This window comes from Kitasatospora sp. NPDC028961, from assembly GCF_055564815.1.
On sequence record NZ_JBVHVO010000004.1, the window covers coordinates 270313 to 290348 of the forward strand.

At 75.6% G+C, this 20036-nt stretch carries 17 protein-coding genes; 10 read left to right on the top strand and 7 right to left on the bottom strand.

What is annotated here, in order from left to right:
* Positions 1 to 16 precede the first annotated feature (16 nt).
* Entirely contained in the window at positions 17 to 499 is a 483-nt protein-coding gene (locus ACZ4UX_RS11510) for a MarR family winged helix-turn-helix transcriptional regulator (protein ID WP_380383914.1), read from the bottom strand.
* A 259-nt stretch (positions 500 to 758) separates the two neighbouring features.
* On the opposite strand from ACZ4UX_RS11510, the gene ACZ4UX_RS11515 reads away from it, so the two are divergent.
* Positions 759 to 1169, top strand: coding sequence for an organic hydroperoxide resistance protein (locus ACZ4UX_RS11515; protein ID WP_352290759.1), 411 nt, complete (start codon positions 759 to 761; stop codon positions 1167 to 1169).
* Positions 1170 to 1228: 59 nt separating this feature from the next.
* Here the strand turns inward: ACZ4UX_RS11515 and ACZ4UX_RS11520 are convergent, their stop codons facing one another.
* Positions 1229 to 1597, bottom strand: a complete 369-nt coding sequence (locus ACZ4UX_RS11520) for an SHOCT domain-containing protein (protein WP_465706472.1) — start codon at positions 1595 to 1597, stop codon at positions 1229 to 1231.
* A 151-nt stretch (positions 1598 to 1748) separates the two neighbouring features.
* Between ACZ4UX_RS11520 and ACZ4UX_RS11525 the strand changes: the two genes are divergently transcribed.
* Positions 1749 to 2120, top strand: a complete 372-nt coding sequence (locus tag ACZ4UX_RS11525) for a hypothetical protein (protein WP_465706473.1) — start codon at positions 1749 to 1751, stop codon at positions 2118 to 2120.
* 55 nt (positions 2121 to 2175) lie between these two features.
* Here the strand turns inward: ACZ4UX_RS11525 and ACZ4UX_RS11530 are convergent, their stop codons facing one another.
* Positions 2176 to 2826, bottom strand: a complete 651-nt coding sequence (locus tag ACZ4UX_RS11530) for a beta-glucanase (RefSeq protein ID WP_329491371.1) — start codon at positions 2824 to 2826, stop codon at positions 2176 to 2178.
* A gap of 167 nt (positions 2827 to 2993) precedes the next feature.
* Positions 2994 to 3716 (bottom strand): CBS domain-containing protein, encoded by a 723-nt coding sequence (locus tag ACZ4UX_RS11535; protein WP_465706474.1) that lies wholly within the window; start codon positions 3714 to 3716, stop codon positions 2994 to 2996.
* A 282-nt stretch (positions 3717 to 3998) separates the two neighbouring features.
* Here ACZ4UX_RS11535 and ACZ4UX_RS11540 point away from each other — a divergent pair, with 282 nt between their 5' ends.
* Together ACZ4UX_RS11540 and ACZ4UX_RS11545 are read left to right on the top strand one after the other, a co-directional pair.
* On the top strand, positions 3999 to 5528 hold the full coding sequence (locus ACZ4UX_RS11540; protein ID WP_465706475.1) for an SDR family oxidoreductase: 1530 nt from the start codon (positions 3999 to 4001) through the stop codon (positions 5526 to 5528).
* A gap of 54 nt (positions 5529 to 5582) precedes the next feature.
* Entirely contained in the window at positions 5583 to 7484 is a 1902-nt protein-coding gene (locus tag ACZ4UX_RS11545) for a hypothetical protein (RefSeq protein ID WP_465706476.1), read from the top strand.
* Between the two features lie 81 nt (positions 7485 to 7565).
* Here ACZ4UX_RS11545 and ACZ4UX_RS11550 read toward each other — a convergent pair whose 3' ends face one another.
* Positions 7566 to 8357, bottom strand: a complete 792-nt coding sequence (locus ACZ4UX_RS11550; protein ID WP_329491367.1) for a maleate cis-trans isomerase family protein — start codon at positions 8355 to 8357, stop codon at positions 7566 to 7568.
* A 262-nt stretch (positions 8358 to 8619) separates the two neighbouring features.
* On the opposite strand from ACZ4UX_RS11550, the gene ACZ4UX_RS11555 reads away from it, so the two are divergent.
* Together ACZ4UX_RS11555 and ACZ4UX_RS11560 are read left to right on the top strand one after the other, a co-directional pair.
* Positions 8620 to 9978 carry an NtaA/DmoA family FMN-dependent monooxygenase gene (locus ACZ4UX_RS11555; protein ID WP_465706477.1) on the top strand — a complete coding sequence of 453 codons (1359 nt, stop codon included), beginning with the start codon at positions 8620 to 8622 and terminating at the stop codon, positions 9976 to 9978.
* Positions 9975 to 11195 carry an LLM class flavin-dependent oxidoreductase gene (locus ACZ4UX_RS11560; protein ID WP_465706478.1) on the top strand — a complete coding sequence of 407 codons (1221 nt, stop codon included), beginning with the start codon at positions 9975 to 9977 and terminating at the stop codon, positions 11193 to 11195. The genes ACZ4UX_RS11555 and ACZ4UX_RS11560 overlap by 4 nt, the downstream gene beginning before the upstream one ends.
* Before the next feature lie 42 nt (positions 11196 to 11237).
* On the opposite strand, the gene ACZ4UX_RS11565 is transcribed toward ACZ4UX_RS11560, so the two are convergent.
* Positions 11238 to 14606, bottom strand: a complete 3369-nt coding sequence (locus ACZ4UX_RS11565) for an AfsR/SARP family transcriptional regulator (RefSeq protein WP_465706479.1) — start codon at positions 14604 to 14606, stop codon at positions 11238 to 11240.
* 168 nt (positions 14607 to 14774) lie between these two features.
* On the opposite strand from ACZ4UX_RS11565, the gene ACZ4UX_RS11570 reads away from it, so the two are divergent.
* From ACZ4UX_RS11570 to ACZ4UX_RS11580, 3 genes are all read left to right on the top strand, one after another.
* Positions 14775 to 15383 carry an SDR family oxidoreductase gene (locus ACZ4UX_RS11570; RefSeq protein ID WP_465706480.1) on the top strand — a complete coding sequence of 203 codons (609 nt, stop codon included), beginning with the start codon at positions 14775 to 14777 and terminating at the stop codon, positions 15381 to 15383.
* Positions 15380 to 16633 carry an MFS transporter gene (locus ACZ4UX_RS11575; protein WP_465706481.1) on the top strand — a complete coding sequence of 418 codons (1254 nt, stop codon included), beginning with the start codon at positions 15380 to 15382 and terminating at the stop codon, positions 16631 to 16633. The genes ACZ4UX_RS11570 and ACZ4UX_RS11575 overlap by 4 nt, the downstream gene beginning before the upstream one ends.
* 578 nt (positions 16634 to 17211) lie before the next feature.
* A complete protein-coding gene (locus tag ACZ4UX_RS11580; protein WP_465706482.1) occupies positions 17212 to 17979 on the top strand; it encodes a response regulator transcription factor in 768 nt (255 codons plus the stop codon).
* On the opposite strand, the gene ACZ4UX_RS11585 is transcribed toward ACZ4UX_RS11580, so the two are convergent.
* Positions 17952 to 19139 carry an FAD-dependent monooxygenase gene (locus ACZ4UX_RS11585; RefSeq protein WP_465706483.1) on the bottom strand — a complete coding sequence of 396 codons (1188 nt, stop codon included), beginning with the start codon at positions 19137 to 19139 and terminating at the stop codon, positions 17952 to 17954. The two genes, ACZ4UX_RS11580 and ACZ4UX_RS11585, sit on opposite strands and share 28 nt — an antisense overlap.
* Before the next feature lie 125 nt (positions 19140 to 19264).
* On the opposite strand from ACZ4UX_RS11585, the gene ACZ4UX_RS11590 reads away from it, so the two are divergent.
* The gene (locus ACZ4UX_RS11590; protein WP_465706484.1) at positions 19265 to 20026 is read left to right on the top strand and encodes a TetR/AcrR family transcriptional regulator; all 762 of its coding nucleotides are present in this window, start codon (positions 19265 to 19267) and stop codon (positions 20024 to 20026) included.
* The last annotated feature ends 10 nt before the right edge of the window (positions 20027 to 20036 follow it).

Here is a 20036-nt window from a genome sequence, read left to right on the forward strand (position 1 = left end):
CGGCGGGCCCGGCCGGTCAGCCTTCGGCGCCGTCGGCCAGGAGCGCGGAGTCGAGCGCGCCGGTCACCCGGTTGAGCAGGGCTCGCAGGTCGGCGAGGTCCTCGACCGGTAGGCCGGTGGCGGCGAGCAGCCTGCGCGGCACCTGCCCGGCGCGGTCGCGCAGCTCGCGCCCGGCGTCGGTGAGGCTGACGGTGACGGAGCGCTCGTCCTCGGGGCTGCGCTCCCGGCGGACCAGGCCGGCCGCCTCCAGCCGCTTGAGCAGCGGCGAGAGGGTCCCGGAGTCCAGGCGCAGGTGCTCGCCGATCCGCTTCACGGGCAACTCGCCGTGCTCCCAGAGCACCAGCATGACCAGGTACTGGGGGTAGGTGAGCCCCAGGTCCTTGAGCAGCACGCGGTAGACGCCGCCGAACGCGCGCGAGGCGGCGTTCAGCGAGAAGCAGATCTGCTGGTCGAGCCGGAGCAGGTCCTCGTCGCGGAGCGGCTGCTCGCCGTGGAGCAGGTCCGCGCCGGGCGCTCCGGAGCGGGCGGCATCGACGGAAGGGGCATCGACGGAAGCCGCGTGGACGGGCAGGGCGTCGACGGACGGCGCGTCGGCGGCGGCGGTCTCGGGGGGTGTTGCCATGACTCCATGATAGCGGCCATGCGCACCATTGAGTTGTGCGCAATTGAATTGCGTGCTCTACTTGTACCCGGAAGGCGGCCCCACCGGCCGCCGGGGACAGAAGCAGTACGGACGCAGGACGAAAGGGACCAGACCCATGGACGCGATCTACACCGCTGTGGCCACCGCGAACGGCCGAGAGGGCCGCGCCGTCAGCTCCGACGGACAGCTGGACCTCGCGCTGGCGATGCCGCCCGCCCTCGGCGGCAGCGGCCAGGGCACCAACCCCGAGCAGCTGTTCGCGGCCGGCTACGCGGCGTGCTTCGCCAGCGCGCTGGGCCTGGTCGGCCGGCAGGCCCGCGTCGACACCAGCGAGGTCTCGGTCACGGCCGAGGTCTCGATCGGCAAGGACGGCGCCGGCTTCGGCCTCGCGGTCGTCCTGCGGGTCGAGCTGCCGGACGCGCTGGCCGGCGAGGGCGGCGAGCTCCTGGTCAAGCAGGCGCACGAGGTCTGCCCCTACTCCCGCGCCACCCGGGGCAACATCCCGGTGGAGCTCGTCGTCGAGTAGCAGCACCCGCCCCCCGGCACGTCAGGGCCCCGCCGCGCCGTCGGCGGGGCCCGCGGCGTCTATCCGCCGCCGGGCGGCTCCCCCGCGGCGGCCTCACCCGGTCCGCCGGCGTCCCGCAGGACGTCCAGGCGGTGCCGGTACTCCTCCGTGTCGATCTCGCCGCGCGCGAACCGCTCGGCGAGCAGCTGCTCGGCCGTCGGCGAGACCGCCCGGCGCGGCGGCCCGGCAGGCCCGGCCGCGGCCCACGGGCCGGGCGGCACCGGCCGCGCTCCCCGCGAGGTCCGCGACAGGTGGCGGACCAGCGCGACGGCCGCCAGGACGAGGACCGCCAGGACCAGCAGCAGCAGGAGGGCCAGCAGGCCGTAGCCCCAGCCGCCCAGGACGTGACCGTGGCCGTGCCCGTGGCGCGGACCGTTCCAGTGCCCCATCACGGCCTCCTCCTCCGGCCCTACAGGGCCCATCGAGGTGATCGGCGCCTCATCACCATCCTGCGCCCGCAGGTGCTCCGGCGGACCTGAGGATTGTCTGAGAAACGCTCGCGACGCGCCGATCGTGCCCGTCGGGGTAGCGTTGCGGCCCATGGACCACCACCCGCCGGCCGACGACCGCGAGCGGCTCGTCGCGGCCGGGGTGCTCCGCCGCTACGAGGACCGACGCCTGCATCCGGCCCTGCGCCACTCGCCGATCTTCTACGTCTCCAGCCGGCTCTGGGCAGAGCTCACCGCGCTGGCCATCGCCCCGGAAGCGGCCGCCGCCACGGCGCACGCGCTGCTGGCCACCATCGCCGAACAGGCCGTCGACGCCGCCCTCGCCCCCGGCAACGAAGGCGCCCCGCGCGACGACCTGTACGTCACGCACCCCGCCCACATCGGCCCGTACCGCCGGGTGGTCTGGTTCCAGCGCACCGGCCCGCGCGGCCTGATCACGGCGACGTTCCCGCCGGACCGGTGAACCGCGCTGCCCCCGGGCCGACGACTCCGACCCGGGGGCAGCCACGCGGCCTTCGTCAGCGCTCTATCCGCAGGCTGTGGCAGGTCCAGCTCAGCCGGTCCGGACCCGTGGCCGACGGCCGGTCGTGGTACGTGCCGTCCGCCACCGAGAGGTTGACGATCAGGTAGGCGTGGAAGTCCGGCCCGACCCCGCGCCGGTCCGCGTGCACGAGCGTGTCGCCGACGAACCAGTCCACCGAGCGCGCGCCCAGCACCGCCCGCAGGTCGAAGGTGGCGCCGGGGGCTATCCCGGCGTCGGCGCCGTGCCAGTACCGGGAGCCGCCGCGAACGTGGTTCGAGACCTCCAGCAGGTCCGGATGGTCGGGGTGGTACTCGAAGACGTCCACCTCGTTGCCGCCGTCCCGCCAGGTCCAGATGGCCGGCCAGGCGCCCGTCTCGACGGGGAGCGTGACCCGCGCCGTGAGCACGTCGCCGGTGCGGACCTGGAACGCCTCCGGGCTGCCCTCGGTGGTGAGCAGGCTGCACGTCCACAGGTCGCCGCCGTGCCGCCGGACGGCGGCGAACACGCCACCGGGGCAGTAGGAGCGGCTCAGGAAGTCCAGCTTGTGATCGCCCCGGTTGGTCGGCCCCATCCGGGGATAGGCGCTGCTGCGGCCCGCCACCCACTGCCTGGTCGAAGTGAAATCCGCGTCGAACACGACTGCCACGGCCGCCTCCCGGGTCACCCGGCGCGTTCGGCGGCCCGCTGCCGCCGCACACAAGGAGTGACTTACCCGATACTCTCCGCAGTATGCGAAGCGGACGCTCCGGGTCCGTGGTCAGGACAGCGGGACGCGACGGGACGCCACGGGACAGCGGCCGGCCCGGGCCGGAGTCAGCCGACGACGGCGGCCTCGTCGCTGCTGCCGAGGCGGTCCGTCACCGACACCACGCCGTCCACCGAGCGGCACAGGCTCAGCACGATCGGCACCAGGTGCGGCGCCGGCACGCTGCCGCTGAGCACCACCCGGCCCTGGTCGACCTCCACGCCCACCTCCGCCGGGCTCACGCCCTCGATCCGGCCGAGCACCTCCTCGACGATCTCGCGGCGGATCACCCGGTCCTCGCGCAGGAAGACGCGCAGCAGGTCGCCCCGGCTCACCATGCCGAACACCCGGCCGTCCTCGTCCAGCACGGGCAGTCGCTTCACCCCGTGCCGGCTCATCATGCGCGCGGCCGCCACCACACTGGTGCCGGGGGTGACGCAGACGGCGGGGCCGGTCATCAGGTCCGCGGCGGTGACGGCCCCGCCCGGCCCCGTCCGGGTCAGCTCGGGCGGCGGCACCAGGCTGCCCGGGTCCTCCTGGGCGGCCAGGGTGAGCAGCAGGTCCGCCTCGGAGACGATGCCGAGGGGCCGCCCGTCGGGGTCCACCACCGGGACACCCGTGATGTCGTACTCGGTCAGCACGGCGACGATCTCCCGGAACCCGGTCTCGGGCGCGACCCGCACCACGGGACTGGTCATCACTGATTCGACGGTGGCATGCAGCACGCCGGTCACCTCGTCCACGAGCGATGTCGGCCGGACGACCGCCGTCCGGCCGGATATCTGGAGCATCGCTCCCGGCCGCGCCCCCGGCCAGGGGCCGAAGGGGCTGACATCCCGGGACCAACGGCACTGCCGTCCGACGCTCCCCTCACAGCGTACGGCGGTGCGGTCCGCTCGCCCGGCCGTCGAGCCCGGCCCGCTCCGGACGGCGGCCCGCGGGGGCGGGTGCCGGGCCGGTGCTGTGGCGGCCCGGACGGCGGGCGGCGAAGCTGGCGGAGGGCGCGTGCGGCCCGCCCGCCGGCGCCGCCGCGCCGAACCCCGCACCCCTGACGCGGCTTTCTGGGAGGCACCATGGCCGGACCGAGCACCCCCGACGCCCCGCTGCGCTGCCTGGTCACGGGTGCCACCGGCTACATCGGCGGCCGGCTCGTCCCCGAGCTGCTGGCCGCCGGGCACTCCGTCCGCTGCCTGGTCCGCGACCCGGGCCGGCTGCGCGACCACCCCTGGCGGGCCTCGGTCGAGGCCACCGCCGGGGACGTCACCCGGCCGGAGTCGCTGACCGGGGCCTTCGCCGGCATCGACGTGGCCTACTACCTGGTCCACTCGCTGGGCACCGGCCGTGACTTCGAGGCGACCGACCGGGCCGCCGCCCGGGCCTTCGGCGAGGCGGCGGCCCGGGAGGGGGTCCGCCGGATCGTCTACCTCGGCGGTATCAACCCCGCCGGGGTGCCGGCCGCCGAGCTGTCCCCGCACCTGCGCTCGCGCGCCGAGGTCGGCCGCCGGCTGCGGGCGAGCGGGGTGCCGACCGCCGAACTCCGGGCCGCGGTGATCATCGGATCCGGTTCGGCCTCGTTCGAGATGCTGCGCTACCTCACCGAGCGGCTGCCCGTGATGGTGACCCCGAACTGGGTCGACACCAGGATCCAGCCGATCGCCGTCCGGGACGTCCTGTACTACCTCACCGCGGCGGCCCGGCTGCCGCCGGAGGTGGACCGGGCCTTCGACATCGGCGGCCCGGACGTCCTCACCTACCGCGAGATGATGATGCGCTACGCCGCCGTCGCCGAGCTGCCGCGCCGGCTGATCGTCCCGGTGCCGGTGCTCACCCCCCGGCTCTCCAGCCACTGGGTCGGCCTGGTGACGCCCGTCCCCAACTCGCTCGCCCGCCCGCTGGTGGAGTCGCTGCGGCACGAGGTGGTCCGCGGCGAGCACGACCTGGTCGAGTACGTGCCCGACCCGCCCGGCGGCCCGACCGGCTTCGACGAGGCGGTCCGGCTGGCACTGCGGCGGATCAGGGACGCCGAAGTGGCAACCCGGTGGTCCTCCGCCACCCTGCCCGGCGCGCCGAGCGACCCGCTGCCCACCGACCCGGACTGGGCCGGCGGCAGCCTCTACCAGGACGTCCGGGAGCGCGACGTGGGCGCCCCGCCGGACGCGCTCTGGCGGGTGGTGGAGGGCATCGGCGGCGAGAACGGCTGGTACTCCTTCCCGCTCGCCTGGGCACTGCGCGGCCGGCTCGACCGGCTGGCCGGCGGCGTCGGCCTGCGCCGGGGCCGGCGCGACCCGGCCCGGCTACGGGTCGGCGACTCGCTGGACTTCTGGCGGGTGGAGGAGATCGAGGCCGGGCGGCTGCTGCGGCTGCGCGCCGAGATGCGGCTGCCCGGACTGGCCTGGCTGGAGCTGTCCGTCACCCCGGACGGCCTCGGTGGCAGCCGCTACCGGCAGCGGGCACTGTTCCACCCGCACGGGCTGGCCGGGCACGCGTACTGGTGGTCGGTGGCACCGTTCCACGCCATCGTCTTCGGCGGGATGGCGCGCCGGATCACCGAACGCGCCGCCGGATCCCGGAACACCGCCCCGGACGGCGCAACCATCACATGATCGACTCGTTGGACCGTCCGCCACCACACGACAGACGGCTCCGGGGAGAACGCCTTGGCAGGACGGATAGACGGCGGCGCACCGCCCCGGGGCGCGGGCGCGCGTCCGGTGGCCCGGGCCGAGGCGACCCTGGTCCGCCACTACCGCCGGCTGGTCCGGCTCGCGTACCTGGCCCTGCCGGCCGACCGGGACCGCCACAGCCGGGTGCTCGCCGCGCACGCCGCGGTCCAGCGGGCCCTGCCGTCCCGTTGGAGCAGGCTGCGGGAGCCGGCCGGCACGGACGAGGACCCGCTGTACGCCGCCCTGCGCCTGCGGGTGCTGCGCGGCGCGCTGCACCCGCGGCCCGCCGACCGGCTGCGGACGCCCCGGGTCTGGGGGCTGCGGCTGTTCACCCCCGGCGGCGGTGAGCGGGACGCGGCACTGGACCGCGAACTGGCCGCCCTGGGGGCGCCCGCCCGGTCCGCGTTCGCGCTGCTCGCCGTGGAGGAGCTGACGCCCGAGCAGGCCGCGGAGGTGCTGCTTCAGGCCGGTGCGACCGACCCCGGGCAGGCCGTCGACGAGGCCGCACGGCTCTGCGCCGGACCGGATCACGGCCTGTCGGCCTTCGACCCCTGCGCGGTGCGCGTCCAGCCGACCGACCTGCTGCGCCGCCGCCGGGCCTTCGGTGCCTCGCTCGCGGTGGCCGCGCTCGCGCTCACCGGTACCGCCGCCGCGCTGGCCGGCCCCGGTGCCCCGGCCCCGGCCGGCGCGCCCGTCCGTCCGCTCGCCGTCCCGCCGGGCGGAACGGCGCCCGACCCGGCCCGGCTGCTCCGGGTGGCAGCGGACCAGTGGCAGCACACCGCCCGGATCGACTTCTCCGCCTGGCCCGCCCGCGGCGACCGCCGTGACGACACCGCCCTGCTCGGCCGGGCGCTCGCCGCCTGGTCGGGCCCCGGCCCGCGGACCAGGCCCGAGCCGGGCACCCCGGCCGCCCCGCCGCAGGGCCCGCCCCAGCTGCTGTTCGCCGGCACCGTCGACGGCGCGGCCGTGGTGGTGCTCTACGACGGCGGGCGGCTCGCCCGCTGGACCGACGGACCCGGCGGCGGGCTGGACCTCGCCCGTGCCGACGACTCCTCCGTCACCACCGCCGGCGCGGTGGTGCTGCACCGTCAGGGGGCGACCGCCCGCTACCTGCTCGCCCCGTGGATCGACGCGGCCGACACCCGCCGGATCGACCAGCCGGACGTACCCGCCAGGGCACTGGACCGCGTGGACGGCGTGACCGCCGCGGCACCCGGCGCGGACACCCCCGGTTCGCGCTCCCCGGGGGCGCTCGCGGACTGCCTGGGCGCCACCGTGCTCCAGTTGCGCTCCTCCGCCACGATCGCCGAGAAGCACTCCTTCCTGCTGGCCGACCTCGGCGGGCTGGTGCCCGCCCACCTCAGCTACACCCCGCCGCCGGACCGCACCCAGCCGGCCCGGCAGCCCCGCGAGGCGGTCGGCCAGGACGCGCTGCTGGCCTGGGCCCGCGCGGGCTGCGCCGTTCCGGACGGCACCCCCGGGGTCAAGCAGCTCAACCTCTGGGCCTTCGCGGTGCAGCAGCTGCCGCAGAACGCGGGCGCGGCGTCCTGGGTCTGCCTGCGCGCCGACCGCTGGAACGGCGAGGGCAGCGCCGCGACCGCCGTGCTGCTGCCGAACGCCCGGGGCCCGCAGCGCACGGGCGGCGGGCCGGGCCGGGCGTGCAGCCGGTTCGAACAGGACACGGTGGGGTGGACGTGGTGGCGCTCGCCGCAGGGCACCGAGTTCCTGCTGGCCGCGGGCAGCCGGCGGGTCGGCCGGATCACGGCCAAGGGACCGGACTGGTCGGCCGACCGGGCCACGCCGGACCACACCCTGGCGGTCGAGCGGCCCGGCCGGGCCGCCGTCACGCTGGAGGCGGTGCTGGACGGCGGCACCCGGATCGCTCCGCTGCGGTGAGGGCGACCGCGGGAGCCTCCCCCTCGGCAGCCGCCCCCGGTGCGCCCGCCGGCCACGGGCGCACCGACGCCCGACGGTGCCTCAGGCCGCCCAGCGGGCCCGGACGTCCAGGCGTCGCAGCAGCGGATGCGCGTCCCCGGCGGTCCCGGACCCGGTCCGCCGTCCCGTCACGCGGCGCGCCCACCAGGCGGACGCCAGGTTCGAGGAGAGCAGCGGGCGCCCGCTGGTGTCCTCCCGCGCGAGCTCGGCGAGCGCGCCGAGCGTCCCCATCCCGGTCCCGGTGAACAGCAGCGCGGAATCGTCGGGGATCCCGTTCTCCTGCTGGTGGGCCCGTATTCGCTCGCGGATCCGGCCCGTGGTCACCTCGTAGGGGTCGAAGTGGTCGGACCCGTCCGGGGCCGTCCCGGCGGGCACGAGGACGACGCCGTCCACCGTGAGCCCGGCCCGCTCCCAGAAGGCGCGGGAGGTCGCGGTGAGCCACGGCTGGTAGGGCGAGACCAGGGTCAGCCGGTTCACCCCGAGCGCCTCGCAGGCGGCCAGGATCGCCTGCGTCGAGGAACTGACCGGGAACCCTGAGCGGTTCGACATCTCCTCGCACAGGGCGCGGTCGCCCGCCGGGTCCAGCAGGTAGTGCGAGGCACTGCAGGCGACCACGGCCGCGTCCAGCCGCATGCCGCCGAAACCGTCGAGGGTGTCGGGAAGGACCCGGTTGTAGGTCTCCAGCATCTCCCGGAGCTCCACCCCCGGCGTGGTGGGGAAGCGGGAGGTGTACACGTGCACGGCGGCACCGATCAAGCGGTTGAACTCCGGCTCCGCCGTGGGGTTCTCCGGGGGGACGACGACTCCGAGTCTGGGCAGCGAGAAGAGATCCATGGCCGCACAGTAGGCCGAACGCCGAGACAGGGGACAGATCCGCCGACGTTAAGCGACAGACCACTCACAAGCGCTTTGCACGCCGTTCCCGTTGTTGACATTCCTTGACACTCCCCCACACATCCCTGACCCGAATCCCCTTGTCCGCCACATCCGTTCGGTGAACCCTGGTGATCACAGCCGCCCCGTGGACCGGACCGCACACGCGTGGCCACGCGGCCGGCCTCCCTGGGGCCGGCCCTTCCCCGAAGGAGCAAGCCCCGTGCCTGCCGCCGCAGAACACGCCGGAAGGAAGCAGGTGCACCTCGCCGTGCAACTGCCGGCCATCCACAACGTGACCGTCTGGTCGGACCCCCGTTCCGAGAGCCAGATCGCGATCGACTCCTTCATCCGGCTCGCACGGACCGCGGAACGCGGCAAGTTCGACTTCTTCTTCCTGGCCGAAGGGCTGCGACTGCGCGAACACAAGGGCCAGGTCTACGACTTGGACGTGGTGGGCCGCCCGGACAACCTGACGGTGCTGGCCGCGCTCGCCGCCGTCACCGACCGGCTCGGGCTCGCCGCGACCGTCAACACCACCTTCAACGAGCCCTACGAGGTGGCCCGCAAGCTGGCGAGCCTGGACCTGCTCAGCGGCGGCCGGGCGGCCTGGAACGTGGTCACCAGCTACGACGCCTTCACCGGCGAGAACTTCCGCCGCGGCGGCTTCCTCGCCGAGGCCGACCGCTACACCAGGGCGGCCGAATTCCTGCAGACCACCCGCGAGTTGTGGGACAGCTGGGCGGACGGCGACGTACCCGCCGACGCGGCGGACGGCCGGTTCGTGCGCCCCGGCGCCGGCACCTTCGCCCACCGCGGCACGCACTTCGACATCGCGGGCCGGTTCACCACCCCGCGCGGCCCGCAGGGCCATCCGGTGATCATCCAGGCCGGGGAGTCGGACGTCGGCCGGGAGTTCGCCGCCTCCGACGCCGAAGTCATCTTCAGCAAGTACAACCGGCCCGACGAGGCCCGGGCGTTCTACCGGGACGTGAAGTCCCGGCTCGCCGCGTACGGCCGGCGCCCGGACGACCTGAAGATCCTCCCCACCGCGACCGCCGTGGTGGCCGACACCGACGAGGAGGCCACCGCGTACGCGGACGAGATCACCCGCGCGCAGGTGAGCCCGCAGACCGCGATCGCCCACCTGGAGGGCGTCTGGGGCCGCGACCTCTCGGCGTACGACCCGGACGGACCGCTGCCCGACATCGAGCCGGAGCCGGACGCCCTCCTGCTGAAGGGGCACTCGGTGTTCCGCAAGGGCCGTGAGGAGACGGCGCGGCGGTGGCGCAGGATCGCCGAGGAGCGCGGGCTGAGCATCCGTCAACTGATGATCGAGGTCCACGGCGGCCAGAACTTCGTCGGCAGCCCGCAGACCGTCGCCGACACGATCGACCGCTTCGTGCAGAGCGAGGCGGCCGACGGATTCGTCCTCGTACCGCACCTGACGCCCGACGGCCTGGGCGACTTCGTGGACCGGGTGGTTCCGCTCCTCCAGGAGAAGGGCGTGTTCCGCGAGGAGTACACCGGAACGACGCTCCGCGACCATCTCGGCCTCGGCTCCCCGAAGGAGACCTCGTGACCGCCACCCCGTCCGACTCCCCGCTGCACCTGGCCGTCGCGCTCGACGGCGCGGGCTGGCACCCGGCCGCCTGGCGGGCCCCGGACGCCCGGCCGTCGGAGCTGTTCACCCCCGGCTACTGGGCGGGCCTCGTGGCCGAGGCCGAGCGGGGGCTGCTCGACTTCGTCACCCTGGAGGACGGCCTCGGTCTGCAGTCCGAGCCCTTCCACCGCCCCGACGACCGCACCGACCGGGTCCGGGGCAGCGTCGACGCCGTTCTGCTGGCCGCCCTGCTCGCGCCGCTGACCGACCGCATCGGCCTGGTACCGACCACGAACGTCACCCACACCGAACCGTTCCACCTGGCGACCGCCATCGCGACCCTGGACTACGCCGCCCGCGGCCGGGCGGGCTGGCGGCCGCAGATCGCCTCCCGCGCCTCGGACGCCGCCCACTTCGGCCGCCGCACCACCCCGCAGCTCACCGACGACGACATCCGCGACCCCGAGCTGATCGCCAAGCGGCTCCGCCCGCTCTTCGCGGAGGCCGCCGACGTGGTCGAGGTGGCACGACGGCTGTGGGACAGCTGGGAGGACGACGCGGAGATCCGGTCCGTGCCGACCGGCCGCTTCATCGACCGTGACAAGCTGCACCACATCGACTTCGAGGGCGAGCACTTCAGCGTCCGGGGGCCGGCGATCACCCCGCGCCCGCCGCAGGGCCAGCCGCTGGTCGCGAGCCTGGCCCACGCCTCGACGCCGTACGAGTTCGCGGCCCGCGCCTCGGACGTCGTCTTCGTCACCCCGCACGACCGCCCCGGCGTCGAACGGATCCTCGCGCAGGTCGACGAGGCCGTCGCCGCCACCGGCCGTGACCTGCGGGCCAGGCCGCTGCGGCGGTTCGCGGACCTGATCGTGCTGCTGGACGACAGTCCGGCGGCCGCCGCCGACCGCAAGGCCCGGCTGGACGAGCTGGCAGGCGCCGAACTCGCCTCGGACGCCGTGGTGTTCACCGGCACCGCGGCTGCTCTGGCCGCTCTGCTGCTCGACTGGCGCTCGGCCGGGCTGGACGGGTTCCGGCTCCGCCCGGCGGCGTTGCCGCACGACCTCGAGGCGATCACCCGGGCCCTGGTACCGGAGTTGCAGCGCCGGGGTGCCTTCCGCACGGCCTACACGGCGACGACGCTGCGCGGTCACCTGGGGTTGGAGCGGCCGGCCAACCGGTACGCGCGGGTCTGACCTCGGCCCGGAGCGCTCAGGGGTGCGCCGCGGCGGGCCTGCTCAGGGGCGCGCCGCGGCGGGGTCGCCCGCCGGCTGTCGGCCGAGGGCCTCGCAGCCGCGGCGCACCGCCTCCACCGCGGTGAGCCGGCCGCCCTGGGCGAACGCCGCCGCGAAGGCGGCCGCCCCCAGGACCTCCTCGGCGGCCGCCGCGATCCGGTCCGTGTCGCCGCGCTCGGCGGGCGGCAACGGGGCCCCCACACCCCGGCGTGCCGCGTCCGCGGCGCCGAGCAGCAGGGCCGCGCACTCGGCGCCGCGCCGCCCGGCCGCTCCCCGGCCGGCGACCGCGGCCGCGCCGGCCAGGCCCTCCAGGGAGAGGGCCAGCGCGCGCGGCTCGTCGAGGGAGCGGGCGACCGCCCAACCGCTCAGGTGCCGGTCGGCCGCCAGGTCGGCGTCGCCCCGGAGTTCGGCGACGAAGCCGAGCTCCGCGAGGAGCAGGTGGTCGCCCGCCTCCGAGGACACCTCCGCGTAGCCGTCGCGGATGTGCACCAGATGGGCCTCGGCGGCGGCCAGGTTCCCCGAACGGCGGGCGCCGAGCGCCAGGCCCATCTCGGAGTGGATCTCCCCGTACTTGTAGCCCTGTTCGGCGGCGATCCGGCGGGCCTGTTCGTGCAGCTCCCGGCCCCGTTCCCAGTCGTGGGCCAGCAGGGCGAGCCGGCCCAGCCCGGACAGCCGGGCCGACACCTCGGCCTCCAGCCCCAACTCCCGCGCGATGTGCAGGCCTTCACGCTGGCGGCGGGCCGCCTCCGGGTACTCCCCCTTGATCTCGGCGAGCGCGGCGAGTGGTGAGACCGTCTGCAACTCGCCCCAGCCGTCGCCCAGTTCGCGGAAGAGCGCGGCACTGCGCAGACCGTCGCGGCCGAGACCGGCGAGGTCGCCGCGGACCAGGGCGAGGGTGGCCCGCAGACCGAGTGCGGCGGCCGTGCCCCACTGATCGCCCTCCTCGGCGAAGACCGCGAGGGCGCGCGCGTTCAGCTCCTCGCCCTCGGCGGCCTCGCCCGCGCTGAACAGGCCGTACGCGCAGAGCCACAGGGCCCGGGCGCGGCGCACCGGGTCGGGCACCGCACCGGCCGACGCGACCGTGCAGGCGAGCGCGTGCGCCTCCGCGCGGTCGCCGGTGAGGAGTGCGAACGCGCCGTGCAGGAGCGCGAGTTCGGAGCTGGGCCGGGGAGCGGCGGCGAGCGCGGCGGCCAGGCTGCGGCGGCCCTCGGTGAGCCGGCCGCGCAGCAGCCACCACCAGGCCAGGGCGGTGGCCAGCCGGACCGCCTCGTCGCCGTCCCCTTCCGCGGTCCGGCGCAGCGCCTCGTCGAGGGCCGCGCGCAGATTGCCCGCCTCGGCGTCCAGCCGGGCGAGCCAGGGCCGCTGGTCCGCGCCGCGCAGCCGGGGCTCGGCGCGCTCGGCGAGCGCGAGGTAGTGGCGCAGGTGGCGGCCGCGCACGGCGGCGAGGTCCGCCATCTCGTGCAGGCGTTCGGTGGCGTACGCGGCGACGGACTCCAGGAGGCGGTAGCGCCGCCCGGTGGGCTGGTCGACGACAACCACCAGGGAGCGGTCGACGAGCCGTGTCACCAGGTCGAGGACCTCGTAGCGGGTCACGCCGTCGCCCGCGCAGGTGGCCTCCGCGGCGTCCAGGTCGCAGCCGTCGCTGTGCACCGCCAGGCGGCGCAGCACGATCCGTTCGGGTGCGCTGAGCAGCTCCCAGCTCCAGTCGATCACCGCGCGCAGGGTCTGCTGGCGGGCGGGGGCGCCGCGGCGGCGGGAGCTCAGGAGCCGGAACCGGTCGCCCAGCCGGGTCGCCAGCTCCCGGACCCCCAGGGTGCGCACGCGGGTGGCAGCGAGTTCCAGGGCGAGCGGGATGCCGTCCAGTCGGCGGCAGATCTCGGCGACGGCCTCGCGGTCGGCGAGGTCGCCGCCGTCCGGGTCGCGGGGGAAGCCGGGGTCGTGGGCGGCGGCGCGCTCGCTGAACAGCCGCACGGCGTCGTCGGTCGGCAGCGGCTCGACCAGGAACACCGCCTCGCCCGTCAGGCCCAGCGGCTCCTGGCTGGTGGCCAGCACCCGCAGGTCCGGTGCGGTGCGCAGGAGCAGCTCGGCGAGTTCCGCCGCCGCGTCGACGACGTGCTCGCAGTTGTCCAGGACCAGCAGGGTGCGGCGGTCCCGCAGCGCCGTGGCGAGCCGGTGGACGGGCGAGGCGGGCCCCGCCCCGCCGCCCGTGCCCGGCGGCGCGGGGGCGTCGTCCCGGACGCCGAGCGTGGTGGCGACGACCTGGGCCAGGTCGGCGGCGGTGCCGCCGCGGACCCCCGCGAACTCCACCAGCCAGATCCCGTCGGGGCGGTTCCCGGCCGGCTCCCGCGCGGCCACGGCGGCGGCGGCCGCGACGGCCAGCCGGGTCTTGCCGACGCCGCCGGCGCCGGCCAGGGTCACCAGGCGGGTGTCGTCCAGGAGCCGGGACACCTGGGCGACGGCCGCGTCCCGTCCGATCAGGCGGGTCAGCGGGACCGGCAGGTTGGCGTGTTCGCCGGCGGGCGGGGCGGGGGCGGGGGCCACGGGCGGGGCGGGCGTCGGGATGGCGGGGGCTACGGGCGCGGCGAGCGAGGCGGCGGCCGGCGCCGAACCGGCCCGCGCGGTGCCCGGGCCGGGGTCCAGGCCGGGGTCCTGGCGCAGGACGGCCCGGTGGAGGCTGGTCAGCGCGGGGGCCGGGTCGACGCCCAGCTCCTCGGTGAGTCGGGTGCGGAGGTCCTCGTAGCTCGCGAGCGCCTCGCTCTGACGGCCCGCGAGGTACAGGGCGCGCATCTGGACGGCGCGCAGCCGCTCGCGCAGCGGGTGCCCGGCGACGAGGGCGGCGAGCTCGCCGGCGAGCAGCGCGTGGTCACCGGCGAGGAGCCGCGCCTCCGCCTGGTCCTCCAGGACGGCGAGCCGCTGCTCGGCGAGGCGGCACGCCGCCGACCGGACGAACTCCTCGTCGGCGAAGTCCGCGTACGCCGGCCCCCGCCACAGGTCGAGGGCCTCGGTCAGGAGCTCCGCCCGGGCGCGCGGGTCGCGGACGCCGCCTGCGTCGGCCACCAGGGCGCCGAAGCGGTCGGCGTCCAGCTCGCCGGCGCCACGGTCCAGCCGGAGGCGGTAGCCCGCGCCCTGGCGCAGCACCCGCTCCCGGCCGAGCACCCGGCGCAGCTGGGAGACCTTGCCCTGGAGCGCGCCCTCGGGTTTCCCGGGCGGTTCGTCGCCCCACAGGTCCTGGATGAGGCGGTCGGCGGAGACCGGACCGCCGCCGTGCGCCAGCAGGTCGGCGAGGAGCCCCCGGACCTTGACCTCGGGGACGGTGATCTCCTCGCCGTCGTCGCCCCACACCACGAGTGGTCCCAGTACCCCAAACCGCATGTCGGTCACCGTACCGCGCCCCGGTGGCGCCGGACCGGCCCGGGGGGATCTTCGACGGGCCGTCAGCCAACCGTCAGCGCACCCTCAGCGGATCCACAGCGGCCCGGAAGGGCCCTCGGGCAGGGTCGGAACCACCGAGTCGCCGAGCGGCGGGAAGGAGTGACCGACATGACCAGGTACGCGGGCCGCCGGGCCGTCGTCCTCGGCCAGGACACCGACATCGGCCTGGCCATCGCCAAACGCCTGGTGGAGGGCGGGGCGCTGGTCCTGCTGGCCGCCCGCACCGCCGCGGAACGCGCCCGGGCCAGGGCCGAGCTGGGCTCCACCGCCACCGTCGTCGAGCGCGTCGAGGACGGCGGTACCGGCCTCGACGACACCGACCTCCTGTTCGCCGATGCCGTGGCGGGGGTCCGCCCCCTGCTGCCGTACCTCCGGGACGGCGGCGCGGTGGTGCTCACCGCCCCGGCGCCGCCCTCCGACGCCGTGCGGGCGCTCGCCGCCGAACTGGTGTCGCGCGGCATCCGGGTCAACGCGGTGGCCCCGGGCTGCATCGAGGCGGCGCCCGCGGGCGGCCCGGCGCTGCCACCGCTCGGCCGGCTCGGCTCCGCCGAGGAGGTCGCCCGCGCCGCGCTCTTCCTGGCCACCGACGCGACCTTCACCACCGGCGCCCGGCTCCCCGTCGACGGCGGGCTGGGCCACGCCTGGCCCGCCCCGCGACCTCCTCTTCGCACCACCCGTCCGCCCCGTCCCCTGGAACATCCGGAGCACGCCCCATGAGCACCTCACCCGACATCACCGACGCTCCCGGCGCGGAGACCCGCTCCTCGCCCCCCGCGGCGGCGGGGGGCGAGGAACCACAGAAGCTTCCGCTGCTCGCCCTGATCGCCCTCGCCACCGCCGTCTTCATCACCAGCCTCACCGAGACCCTCCCCGCCGGCCTGCTCCCCTCGATGAGCTCGGACCTCGCGGTGAGCGAGTCCGCGACCGGCCAGACCGTCACGATCTACGCGATCGGCACCGCCCTGACCGCGATCCCGCTCGCCTCGGCCACCGCCGGCTGGCGGCGCAAGCGGCTGCTCCTGACGGCCATGGCGGGCTTCGCCGTGGCCAACACCGTCACGGCGGTGTCGTCGGTCTACGGGCTGACGATGGTCGCGCGGTTCGTCGCGGGTGTCGCCGCCGGTCTGGCCTGGGCGCTGCTCGCCGGCTACGCACGGCGGATGGCCCCCGTGGCACTCCAGGGCAAGGCGATCGCCATCGCGATGGCCGGCATCCCGGTCGCGCTCTCGCTCGGCGTCCCGGCCGGCACCTTCCTCGGCACCCAGACCGACTGGCGCGTGCCGTTCTTCGTGATGACCGGTCTCACCGTCCTGCTGCTGGTGTGGATCTCCGCCACCGTGCCCGACTACCCCGGCCAGCAGGCCGGCGAGCGGCCGAAGATGCTGCGCGCACTGAAGGTGCCAGGGGTGACCCCCGTGCTCTTCGTGACGCTGGTCTTCGTCCTGGCGCACACCGTGCTGTACGCCTACATCGCCACCTTCCTCGACGACCACGGCCTGGGCGACAGCACCGACCTGGTGCTGCTGGTCTTCGGCGGCGCCTCGCTCGCGAGCATCTGGATCGTCGGCTCGCAGATCCACGCCAAGCTGCGCGCGCTCACCGTCGCCAGCACCCTGCTCGTCGCGGTGGCCGCGCTGCTGCTCGCGGTGCTCGCCGACACCACGGCCCTGGTGTACATCGCGGCCGCCCTGTGGGGTCTGGGCTGGGGCGGCATTCCGACCCTGCTGCAGACGGCGGTGGCCGACGCGGGCGGTGACCAGGCCGACGCGGCCCAGACCATGCTCGTAACGCTGTGGAACGTCGCGATGGCCGCCGGCGGCATCATCGGCGGTGTCCTGCTCGACGTGAGCGGCAGTGACTCCTTCCCCTGGACGGTGCTGCTGCTCCTGCTGCCGGTGCTCGTGGTGGTCCTGGTGGCCCGCAGCCACGGCTTCCCCGCCAAGCGGCCCACGCCCCAGGGCTCCTAGGCTCCCAGGCTCGCAGGCCTCCTGGAGCTCCTGGAGCGCGACCGGGCGGGGTCCAGTGATCCCGCCCTCCCCGGAACGGCCACCGAAGGCAACCTGACCCCCGGGCCTTCGGTGGCTTCCGGCGTTCCCCCGGCCTCTTCGCTCGCCTCTCCGCGCACCCGCCGTACCCGCCTGCCTCCCGCTCCCCCGCCGTGCCGCGCCGCGCGGCCCAAGTTCCGGGTGTCGCGGCAGATTTCATGAGCTGTTGACACGAGCGCCGGGGCTGCCGTCCGTGCCCGCCCGGGCCGGAGCCGCCGCCCGCCCGTCCACAGCCCGCTGACCAGCGGCCGAACGGCTTCGGGTACGCCTGCGGCCGCCGGCCGCCGGCCGGGCGGGCAGCCCCGCCGGATCTGTGCCGGGAGCATTTCCACAGCGTGTCTCCGCAGGTCGGAGCGGATATCCGGCCGGTCGGCCGGGTTCCGCCTGGTTGTCGTGCCAAGCGGTACTTTTGTTGTGCGAACGACGCCCCGGGCCGCGACCCGGGGAGCGGACGAGGGTGGGCACGGAGGGGCGTGGCGTCCGGAGGAGGAGCAGGGAAGATGAGGACCGTACTCGTGGTGGAACGGGAGATCAGCTCCGCCGAATCGATGGTGCGCGACCTGCGCCGGCAGGGCTTCGTCGCCCGCAGCGTGGGCACCGGCGCACAGGCCCTCCGCACGTACCGCGAGGCCGATCTGGTGCTGCTCTCGCTGGAACTGCCGGACGTCGACGGCATCGAGGTGTGCCGGAGCCTGCGGACCGAGAGCGACGTCCCACTGATCGCCTTCACCCGTCGCGACGACGAGTTGGAGCGGGTGCTCGCCCTGAAGGCGGGAGCCGACGACTGCGTCGCCCAGACCTGGGGCTTCCGGGAGATGGGGGCCCGCATCGACGCGGTGCTCCGCCGGTCCTCCCGCCGCTCCGGGCCGGCGGCGCCCGAGGCCATCTCGCTGCTCCCGCTGCACATCGATCCGCGGACCCGCGAAGTGCGCCTGCGCGACCGGCTGATCGAGGTGACGTCCAAGGAGTTCGAGCTGCTCTACATCCTCGCCGCCAACTCCGAGACCGTGGTGTCGCGCAAGGAGTTGATGGCGAAGGTGTGGGGCAGTGACTGGGGGCAGGCCAGCCGCACCATCGACACCCATGTGAGCACCCTGCGCGCGAAGCTCGGCTCCAGCCGGTGGATCATCACCGTCCGCGGGATCGGCTACCGGATGGGACACGCCGCACGGTCGAAGGGACCGGTGCCCGGCGACCCGTCCGGCGCCCCGGCCGCCCCGCACGAGGGGGCCGCCGAGGATCAGCGGGTGGCGAACTCGGCCTGGTAGTCGGGCAGGGCGATCGTGCTGCTGACCTTCCGGCCCAGCTCCAGCATCCGGTTCAGGACCCAGCGCCGGCCCAACAGTCCGTCGCGCAGCCGGAGTCCGGCCGCCGTGCCCGGCGCCAGGAAGGGCCCGGTCCGGTCGCCGCCCCGCTGGCAGCCCTCGGCGTAGCCGCGCACGGCGTCCTCGTACCGGGTGAAGGCGGTGCGGTGGTCGCCCCGGGCGCGGGCGAGTTCGCCGGCCAGGACGTACGCGGCGACCATCGCGGTACCGGTGCCCATGCCGCCGATGGTCGCGCCGCAGGCGGCGTCCCCGACCAGGGCGATCCGGCCGGCGGACCAGGCGGGGACGTCCGCCCGGCTGATCGAGTCGAAGTACAGCTCCGGGGCCTCGCGCAGACTCTCCAGCAGTCGTGGCACCTCCCAGCCGAGACCCGCGAAGGCGTCCGCGAGCAGCGCCTTCTGCTGCTCCTGGTCGTGCCGGTCGTAGGGCAGCTCGGGTGAGGCGAACAGGAAGAAGGCGCCGGCCCGGGTCCGGTCCCGGTGGTCCGCGCCGACCGCGGCGAGCCGCCCGGGCACGTTGAGGCCGACCGAACCGGGCGGCAGACCGAGGTAGTTGGGCAGTTGCCAGGTGGCGGCGTAGTAGCCGAGGTGGCGGACGAAGAGCTGCTCGGGGCCGAAGGCCAGCCGGCGGACGGTGGAGTGCAGACCGTCCGCGCCGACCACCAGGCCGAACTCGCGCGGCGACCCGTGGCGGAACTCCACCCGGACGCCGTCGGGCGTCTCCTCCAGCGCGGTCACCGTGTCGCCGAAGACGTACTCGGTGGACGGCAGGCTGTGCCGGTGGAGCAGCCGGGCCAGTTCGCCGCGCGGCACCTCGACCTCGCCGCCGGCGAAGTCCGCCGGCAGGTGGAGCCGGCGCCGACCGTGCCGGTCGACGAAGTCCATCGGGCTGCCACCGGTGTCGATCCGGCGCAACTCGTCGAGCAGGCCCATCCGTTGCAGCACCGTCAGGTGCGCGTCGCCGCGGAAGTCGACGGCCTGGCCGCCGCCACGCAGGGCGGGAGCCAGCTCGACGACGGTGGGCTCGAAGCCGTACTGCCCGAGCCAGTACGCCAGTGCCGGGCCGGCGATGCTCGCACCCGAAATGAGGACTTCGGTACCCATGTGAACCACTCCGTCCGGGAGAACCGAGAAACTGTGTCCACTGGACACTGATTGCTGCTGTGTACGGTAGACACAGTTAGGTCGGTTCGGCAAGGGCCGACCCGGAACGGGACGGGAGCGGGAGCTTGAGCAGCACATCCGGCGACGGGGCCGAGGCGACGGCACGGCTGCTCTGGGGGCCGCCCCCGAAGCCGACCCGCGGGCCCAAACCGGCGCTCAGCCTGGACCGGATCGCCCGGGCCGGGATCGGGGTCGCGGACGCGGAGGGACTGGGCGCCGTCTCCATGCAGCGGGTGGCCGGCCTGCTCGACTACACCAAGATGGCGCTCTACCGCTATGTGCCGGGCAAGGCCGAACTGGTGGCCCTGATGGTCGAGACGGCGATCGACGAACCGGCCGGGGCCGTACCGGGGGCCCCGGCGGCGAACCGGGACCCGATGGGCGCCTCGCCCGCCTGGCGCGCCGAACTCCACTCCTGGGCGGGCCAGTTGGCCACCACCTTCGGCGCGCACCCCTGGCTGATCGACGCGACCGTCGGCCCCCGGCTGCTCGGCCCGAAGGAACTCGGCTGGCTGGAGCGGGTGGTGGCCGCTCTCGACGGCACCGGACTGACCGGGCCGGAGCGGATGGACACCGCCGTCCTGCTGGCCGGCCACGTCCGCAGCATCACCGCACAGGCGCGTGCGGCCGGACCGGGCGGGGAGCCGGAGGCCCGGCTGCTGGCCGTCGTCGGCGGGCTGGTCCAGGAGCACGCCGACCGCTTCCCGGCGCTCGCGGCGGCGATGGCCGTGCGGGACGGGCGTGACCGGGCGCTGGAGTTCGGCCTGGAGCGCATCCTGGACGGCCTGGCGGCCCTGATCGCCCGGCGGAACGGGCTGACGGGCTGACGGGCGTCCG